This window comes from Candidatus Eisenbacteria bacterium, from assembly GCA_013140805.1.
Lineage (GTDB): Bacteria > Eisenbacteria > RBG-16-71-46 > RBG-16-71-46 > RBG-16-71-46 > JABFRW01.
This window is the reverse complement of record JABFRW010000199.1, coordinates 20849-28340: the sequence shown is the minus strand read 5'-3', so window position 1 is coordinate 28340 and position 7492 is coordinate 20849. Positions and strand designations below refer to the sequence as shown.

The 7492-nt window shown below is 67.0% G+C and carries 3 protein-coding genes; all 3 read left to right on the top strand.

The genetic code is table 11. The features are described from left to right. Positions 1-787 (top strand): ATP-binding cassette domain-containing protein (locus HOP12_15255; protein NOT35502.1); only part of this gene is annotated, 787 nt, incomplete at its 5' end. Between the two features lie 122 nt (positions 788-909). Continuing rightward, on the top strand, positions 910-5289 hold the full coding sequence (locus HOP12_15250; protein NOT35501.1) for a hypothetical protein: 4380 nt from the start codon (positions 910-912) through the stop codon (positions 5287-5289). Positions 5290-5555: 266 nt separating this feature from the next. Then, on the top strand, positions 5556-7484 hold the full coding sequence (locus HOP12_15245; GenBank protein ID NOT35500.1) for a hypothetical protein: 1929 nt from the start codon (positions 5556-5558) through the stop codon (positions 7482-7484). Positions 7485-7492: the final 8 nt, after the last annotated feature.

The window sequence follows — 7492 nt, the reverse complement described above, 5'->3', positions numbered from 1 at the left end:
GATCACACGCGAGCGAGCGGCCGGCTCGCGTGTGATCGAGGTCGGGCGCGACGCGATGCCGGCCACGGTGCGACACGAGGTCGGTGCGAGCGGCGCCGTCGGCTGGCGAGTGCGCATCACACCGGTGTCCGCCACCGGGCCGCTCGTTCGCGTGAGCGAGCCGCTCGAACTGGTGATCCGCGCCACCGGCGTGACGGCGCTGCTGGGGCCGAACGGCGCGGGAAAGTCGGTGCTGCTCGCCGCACTCGCAGGACTCGTGCGCCCGCTCGGTGTGGCGATCGAGCGCAGCGCGACGACCCCGGACTCGGCGCAGCCACCACTGCTCACCGATCAGTTTCCCGAGCGTCAGGTCTTCGAGGAACACGTCGAAGCCGAGGTGGTGTTCGCGGCACGGGCACGCGGCATGGGGCGCGCGGAAGCGCGCACGAGCGCCGCGACTGCGTTCGAGCGCCTCGGCTACCCACCGGAAGTGCTGCTCGCACGCCGAACCTGGGAGCTCTCGAGCGGGGAGAAGCGGCTGGTCGAGACCGTCGCTGCACTGATCGCACCGGCTTCGCTTCTGCTGCTCGACGAGCCGACCGGAGGGCTCGATGCGGCGCGTCGAGCCGCGCTCGCCGGGCTGGTGGCGGATCGCGCGGGGCGCGGACCGGTGGTGATCGCCTCTCAGGATCTGGCCTGGATTCGCAGTCTGGGAGCCGCTGAAACGTGGCTCGGCGGCGGTTGGGAGGACCGGAAACTCGAACCGGCAACGATCCAGTCGTTGACACCCCCGCCGCCGGATCCCTAGCCTTTCAGCACCCGATCCTCCGTGCCGGGACGCCCGAGCCGCCGAAACCTGCTTCCGACCCCCTCCCTCCGAGCGCCCACCTGCCCCGCATCGTGCCTTCCGCCGCGCGCCCGACACTTCGAGTGCTGCCGTTGCTGGTGCTGTCGTGCGCCGTGCTCACGGCCGCAGCCGCACTCGCACATGCCGACCTGCCCGAGGTGGTGGAGTCGGATTTCGAACGCACGAGTGCTCCCGCGCCGCGGCGCTCGAGCCCCGCAAGCTTCCTGGCGATCGATCCCGACACGCTGTTCATCGGTCACGTGTTCGGCTCGACCGGCCTGCCCGGCACTCCAGGCGGATTCGGCCCCTACCACGTCGGCCGTGGTCGCTATCGCGTGAGCGTGAGCTCATCGGCTCCGGTCGCCGATCGCAACGGCTACTGGGACTGGGATCGATTCAACCCCGGCGAGTCGGACTCGCTGCAGGGTTGGTGGCCGCTCGATCGTGGCCACGGCACCTCGGGTGGCGTCACGGTCAACGATCGTCAGCGCTCCTTTCAGGGGCTCGACCACGGAAACCTGGGCAACTACGTCATCAATCAGGGCAGCCCCAAGCGCACCTTCGGCGTCATCGGCTACTGGCATTGGGATCCGGGCGCGTTCGCACCCGGACTGCCCGACAGTGGCGCCGCGATCTCGGGGCCCGGCGTCGAATGGTTCCCGCTCTCGGGCAATGCCTCGGCGTGGTGCGGACTGCGCGGCCAGGGCGACGACACCGTCGAGGATCCGATCACCCACAACTCATTCAACCAGGCGATCGTCGATCGCCAGAGTTCGATGACACCCGGCGTGCTGACCGGGGCGCAGTCTTTGAGAGGCACCGACAAGAACTATCCGGGCTACGGCAGCCAGTGGGACCAGCTGTTGTATCGCGACGTACAGCTGGCGGACGGGGATTCGCTCAACCTCTCATTCCTCTACTCGACGCGCATGGACACGCGGGCCGCGACCGCTCCCGCGACGCGAATCGGCTGGTTCGATCTCGATCCGCTCAAGGCGCCGACGCCGGGCGACGGCAATTTCATCAGCAGCTCCGACGCCGGAGCGCTGGCGCCGGTCGATTCGTTCATGGTCTACGTCGGCGTTCCGGTCACCGACGCCGCATGCGTCTACTCGGATGGCAGCGTTGCGCCGGTCGCGGATCCACTGCGACGCTGGTTCAGCGAGGTGATCGCGATCCAGCATCCGAGACGCGAACTTCTGAGCGTTGCCGGCGAGCATGCCCCGGCGAGCTTCAATGCGGTGCTACCCGGCGGCCTCGGGAGCTTCGTGCAACAGCTGCTCGATGTGGACGGGACCGAGAACGGCGGGCGCATTCGGCTGGTGTTCCGGGTCAAGACGAACCGCGGCTTCGATGACGCCGACTGGGGCATTCACCAGAATTTCAGCTCGCAAACCGAGGGCGCCGCGCGCGTCGACGACGTGCTCGTGAATGCGTGGCCCGAGCAGGAAGGCAATTTCGAGTCGGCCGAGTCGATCGACAACACCCGATCGGCCTTGCTGTCGTGGCGCTCGACCGGCAAGCCCACCGCGGTGTTCTTCCACGCTCACGATCTCGCCAGCCTGCCGTTCGCGGACCCCTGCGGTGTGGCGAGCAGCTCGCAGCGGCAGTGCAATCTGTCGGCGCGCGTCATCACGCCCGGCAACCACGATCAGTTCGAGAAGCCGGGGGGCACGTCGGGAACCGCCGCGCAGGACCGGCACGGGCTGTTCGGTTCTCCGACCATCGACCTGACCTCGTCGGCGCCTGGAAACTTCAATCCGACCGGCGTCGATGCCGCGATGGCGAATGCGACCGGCGATTTCAAGGTCATGCTGGATCTCTACACTGCCGGGCTCAAGGGCAGCGCGAACGGCAATTACTGGCAGGTGGCGTGGCAGTCGTACCCCGCGCGGCAAGCGAACGGTCTCAAGGTATGGGGCGAGGTCCGCACCCCGCCGATCGTCTCGTCTTTCCTCAACACTTCGTGCGTCACGCTGGTGTCGCGCGGTGCGCGCTTCGACAACGCGATCGTGACCTCGAACGCGAGCGGCATTCCCGATTCGCTGCGCTTCTACCTGCAGCACGTCACGCGCTGCTTCGCGCTCACGATCTCGCCGGCCGATTGCTCGCCGTCGTTTGGCCCCAACGCCGGCACCTATTTCGACAACGTCTCGCTCGCATTCATCGACGCGCCAAGCGCGCCGGCGGTTGCGCTGAATTTCTGGGATCTGTTCGTCGACGCGTTCCCCACCAATCCGGACGACGCGCTGGTGGTGGCCGGCGGCGCGGCGTTCGACACCTGCGCCGCGTACGTGCGCACGGCACTCAACCTGGCGTCGGCGTCGGGACTCTCACGTCCGAATGTTCCCGCGGACACCGCGCTGGTGAGCGCCCCCGGCGCCGGCATGCGCGTGGATCTGGTGTTCCGAATCCTGCCCGGGGTCGGCAACTACGTGGCGATCGGCGATCGCGGAAGCGGCGTGGCCCAGCGGCCGGATGCGAATCCCCGCATCGCAGCGCTGCCGGGAGATGGCTCGTTCTGGGGTGCCTACCTGCTTGAAAACGGTGCGTTCGGGACCGGCGCTCCCATGAACGGCATCAGCCCCGGTCCGGGCCACGCGGCGGGAGTGTGGAATCCGAACGTATGGAACAGCGCGCGCTGTGACACCGCGGAGCTCAATTTGTTCGCAGCCAACGGCAATGGCCCGAATCTGCCGCAGCTCACGCCGGGCGTGTGGGCCACCATGCTGCACGAGAGCGATCCGCACTTCACGACGCTCGGCACCGTCAAGCCGCGTTGCTTCCTGCTCGACCCGAGCGCCAATGCGCCGCTCGACGACACGAACATCACGTGTGGCGGCGGGGGCTTCCCGCCGGCGTGGGTCTCGGCCCCGGGATCGGGGTGGAACCCGAACGAGGTGCCCGGTCAGCCCGGCGCCACGCGCGAGTACACGAAGATCATTCCCGACGGACAGTTCACCCCCGGAGCCCACGTTCAGTACTTCTATCGCGTCTCGTCGCTGAGCACGCCGGCCTCGTTCGTGATGGCCCCCGACACCAATGTGATCCTCCCGCAGCTCGCCGAGTCCAGCACCGACGGCCACCGCTGGCAGCAGTTCGGAGTGCTTCCGGATCGCTGGAAGGATCCCGCCTACGGCGGCGTCGGCATGGCGTGCATGCTGTACGTGGACTTCGCGGATCGGCGCGGAGACGAACGCGAGTGGGTCGCCGCGATGGATTCGATCGGTGGAACCCTTCCGGCCCGGCGCGGCGCACACAACGGCTGGAGCGCGCGCGGCGATCAGAACCCGTTCCTCGGCGTGAACGCCGCGAACGGAGGAGATCCGACCCTCGCGGTGGCCGCGCATGGTGGCCAGCCCGGCACGCTGTGGGACCTCTACAACGTGCGCGCGGTCGAATCAGGAGTCACGGCCGGATCGTTCGCCTCGCGCCTGGCGGCCAACGGCGCGGGTGCTCTGTCCGGACGCACCGCCACGCATGGGCCAACGCCGGCGATGCTGCGCTATTTCTATCGCATGCTGGTGATGAACACCGGCGATCTCGGAGTCGGCGGACGCTCGACACTCGGCCCGATCGCGAATCGCACCGACGACGATGTCGCCCTGCTGCAGGACTTCGCGAGTCAGCCGGACGGCACCTCGCTGCCGCGCACCGTCATCGCGCTGGGACGCAGCCTCGCCGAATCGCAGGCGAATCCCGCCACCGGTCACCCGGGATTCCTCGAGACCTACTTCGGCGCTTCGCTGCGCTCGGGTTCCTATCGCTCGCTCACCGCGACCCAGAAGGAGTTGACGGATCTGGTGCCATCGAACCCGATCGATGACGGACTCGACACGCACTTCGCCGGCCGCACCGACTGCAACGTCGACCCCGACGTGCTGGTGATCGCCGCGGGCGCGACCTCCGCGCAGGTCGCGCTCGAGTACTCCGATCCCAGCGCGATCGGGGCCTCCCCGCCGTTCATCGCGGGCGTCTACGTGCCGCCGTCGATCGGGCATCCGCACCAGTCGATCCTCGAGGCGGTGCGGCTCGAAGACGTCGGTGCCCCGGTCAACCGGGCTCGAATCGGCCGGAGTCTGCTGGTGCTCACGACCCTGAGCCAGGTGCTTCAGCAGATCGGATGTGGTGCGCTGACCATGCCGGTGGGAGTGGGCGAGTCGCCGACGAGTTCGACGCCGATCGGGTATCTCCTTGCGAGATCAGCAAATCCGAGTCGTGAGCCTGGGGCAAGGCTGGCGTTTTCGTTGCCCCGAGCCGAGCGCGCGCAGCTCGCGATCTTCGATGCCGCGGGGCGCCGGGTTCGCCTGCTCGCCGATCGGTGGTTCCCGGCCGGCCGCGAACAGAGGCTCGACTGGGACGGCAAAAATGACAGCGGACAGATGCTCTCGCCTGGAGTATATTTCTGGCGACTTCTTTCACCGAGCTTTCAGAGCCGACGCAAGCTGACGTTTCTCAGGTGACCGTGTGGTCGGCCGGCCCTCCCACCGAGAGCGTCCACTCAAGTGTTTGGTTTTGCGTCGTTTGGCGTAGGCGCACGATTTCGGCGAGTGCTTGACGCTCCCCAGACCGCTTGCTAGCCTGCGCGCTCGTTTTTTCCCAATGCCTTGTTGACGGGACGTGCTGGGGGACGCGAATGCGTTTTCGTGTCGGGATCTTGCTTTGTTTGCTCGTCGTCGTATCGGTCTTTGGATGCCGCGATCCACTCAGACCAAGCACTGAGAACAACTTGGCGCCGGAGACCTGGGTCACGGCGGCGCCGTTCGACACGATCACCATCGTGCGCGGCACCGACACGACGCCGACCCGTATTCCGGTCCGCTTCCATGTCTACTGGGCGGGTTCTGACCAGGATGGCGCGGTCGCCGGTTTCTTCTGGGCCGTCACCGAGACGCTGCCAAAGCCGCCGGATGGCTTTCTCGAGATTCCGAACCTGCCCGGTCCGAAGCCACAGGACTATCACTTCACGACTGCGACCGACACCACGTTCATCTTCAACGTGGCCGAAGAAGTGCCCGATCGGCAGCACGGTTTCTTCATCTACGCCGTCGACAACAAGGGCAAGGGCGATCCGACTCCTGCCCGGTTCGTGTTCGTCGCAACCGACCGCTTCCCGCCGATCCCCCTGATTCTCGAAGCGCGAGCCGACGGTATCGTCTACGAGCTCTCGCCAGGCGGGAACGGTGTGGTTCCGGTCGCCCGGTCGTACTTCATCACCGACACCGACCGGCCGTTCACGCTGCCCCGCGATACGGTGCCCTCGAACTCGCGCCTGACGTTCCGATGCTCAGCGCGGCCGCGCATCCCCGGCAGCGTGATTACGGCGTTGCGCTACAAGCTCGACGAGCCGGACTTCGTCTCGACCAATATCGCACCCGGTCAGAGCGAGTTCGTGGTGCGCTACAACGACGGCACACCCGGCAACGACCAGTCGCCAGCCGCCGGAACCAAGATCTTCATCCTGCGTGCGGTGGATCAGGCGCAGGGCACCGAAGACAGCACCCGGCGCTTCGTCATGAACTTCAGCCCGATCACCTGGTGGGCGGGTCCGGACCTCACCAATCCGATCTGGCGCACCAACGCGTTCGGAGAGAAGTTCATTCCACGTTCCCAGCTGCCGCCGACCGGGCTCGCGGGCTCGCTGCTCAGCCCCGACTCGGTGCAGATCTTCCCGGCTTTCCGGCCGATCCGTCGCACGTTCATTGAGTTCTACGAAGACACGCTGTGGGGTCGCAACGAGAACGACGTGGTTCACATGAACGCGATTCTCATCTTCCACCACGGCGGACTCGACGAGGATTCTCAGTACGGCGTGCGCGTGACGCCGCTCGGCGCCACCAACCCGACCTTTCCGGGCGGCCCGGTGCTCGAGCCGAGCGATCAGGTGAACGGCTCGCCGATCGGATTCCGTAGCCAGCTCTCGGTCGAGAACAGCCCGTTCACCGCGACCAGCCGCAGCGTCACGGTGTTTGCAGAGCAGTTCCTGTTTCCGGTCTACGACCCGAACGATCCGGCCGAGCTGACGACTTCGGCCGCCTACTGGAATCTACCGGTTTCCGGTCGTGCGATCGTGGTCGGCCGAGCCGTCGATGGTGATGGAGCCAAGGACCGCCGCATCACCGACTCGCCGGACGCGCAGGCGATCGTGCGAGCGGTGGACGACGGCATCGCGAACGCTCGTCAACAGGATCTGCGTGACGAGGTGCTCACGTTTTTCGTCAATCGCGAGCCGGTGTTCCTGACCGCCAATCCCGCTTTCGCTCCGCGTGACAATCAGGTGTTCACCGACCGCAACTGGTCGATGGTGCTGCTCGCAACCGACCGCGACCCGTATCTGCGCGGCCTGCCGAGCAATCGCCCGGGCCGCCCGAGCGAAGCCATCACGTTGCGGCGCCGAGTGACGCTGCGCGGCTTCAACACCTCGGGCGCTGCGCTGGTGGTGACCCAGGATGGCGGCCTCAACACCGACTCCTTCACGTTCCTCGCGCCCGCGAATCTCGCGCCCGGACCGTGCCAGCTCGACGTCGAATTGTGTGATTGCGTGACTTGCGCCGAACAGCCGGGCGAGGGCCGCTGCGTGACCAAGACGTTCTCCGTGGTCTACGCGCCGACCGCCACGAGCTTCGACGCCACTGCTGACCGACCGGGAACGAAGTAGGAGATCTC